Source organism: Okeania hirsuta (assembly GCF_003838195.1).
GTDB classification, from domain to species: Bacteria; Cyanobacteriota; Cyanobacteriia; order Cyanobacteriales; family Microcoleaceae; genus Okeania; species Okeania hirsuta.
Map to the genome: position 1 here is coordinate 1 of NZ_RCBY01000575.1, position 1,462 is coordinate 1,462.

Consider the following 1,462-nt stretch of genomic DNA (forward strand, 5'->3'; position numbering starts at 1 on the left):
AGCATATTGCTAACCCAAGGCTACGGCCTTTTCCTGCGGAATGCTACGCAAACATGTTGCGTAGCAAAACAGCTTTTCACGGTGTATAATGGGGGATTCTTTCCCCTCATAAAAGGCGCACCACTAATTTTTTCAAGCTCTTGTGGGGGACCGTTACCCTCGAATTTCAAGCACTCCAGCTAAATGCTGGCAAGGGTCGCATTCCGGAGCGAAAAGCTGGTACCTAGTTAATTAATCATAATAGTCAGTTCCCTTTAGTCATCTTTAGATGACTTTTGCTATCCAGCTTAGTTAAATTTTTCTGTTTGCTGTTGTAGGTAAACTAATTATAAATTCAGTGCCTTCTCCTAGTATAGAATCAACGTGAATCTCTCCACCATGTTTTTCGACTATGATTTGACGAGCGATCGCCAATCCTAATCCTGTTCCTTTCCCTATTGCTTTAGTCGTAAATAGATGGTCGAAAATCTTGGCTTTCACTTCTTGTGACATTCCTTTGCCATTATCAGCGATCGCAATTTTCACCTGTTCATCTACCAGTTGCGTCTTAATGGTAATTAGATTAGAATGAGCTTGATTTTCTGTATCTCTTCCCCGATCGGATTCATCTAAAGCATCAATGGCATTGGCTAAAATATTCATAAACACCTGATTTAATTGTCCAGAAAAACAAACAATTTTCGGAATATTGCCGTAGTCGGTGACAACTTCAATGGCGGAACGATTTTCGTTAGCGTTGAGGCGATGGCGTAAAATCAGGATAGTGCTATCAATCCCTTCATGTAAGTCAAAAGGTCTTTTTGTATCGCTATCAGCGCGGGAGAAGGTGCGAAGACTTCTGCTAATTGATTGAATGCGATCGCCAGCGTCTTTCATAGATTTAACTAACTTTGGTAAATCTTCTAGCATATAGTTTAAGTCGCTTGCTTCCAGTGCTTCTTCAATTTCTGCACCGGGTTGAGGAAATTTCTCGCGATAGAGATCGATGATACCTAATAGATCGTTGATGTAATCTTGTGCAACACTAACATTACCGACCATGGAACCAATTGGATTATTAATTTCATGGGCAACCCCAGCCACTAATTGCCCCAGCGCCGAGAGTTTCTCCTGTTGTACCAATTGCACTTGAGCTTGTTGCAGCGCCTGAGTCCGTTCACTCACCTGCTGTTCTAAAGTATCCGTCAGTCGCTTTAATCGCCAGTGGACTTTGACGCGAGCTAACACTTCCGCTTCTTCAAAGGGTTTGGTGATGTAATCGACTGCACCTAATGACAAACCTTTGACTTTGTCTTCGGTATCAGCGATAGCTGTCATAAAAATGACTGGAATTCCTTTAGTTGCTTGATTTGCCTGAAGACGAATGCAGGTTTCAAAACCATCTATTTTCGGCATATCAATGTCCAGCAGAATCATGTCTGGGTGATGGCGTTGTACTTGGGCTAGAGCATCTTCACCATCA

At 42.3% G+C, this 1,462-nt stretch carries 1 protein-coding gene; it reads right to left on the bottom strand.

Going from position 1 to position 1,462, the window contains the following annotated elements:
• Positions 1–291: 291 nt before the first annotated feature.
• Positions 292–1,462 (bottom strand): hybrid sensor histidine kinase/response regulator (locus D5R40_RS32960; protein ID WP_124155888.1); only part of this gene is annotated, 1,171 nt, incomplete at its 5' end.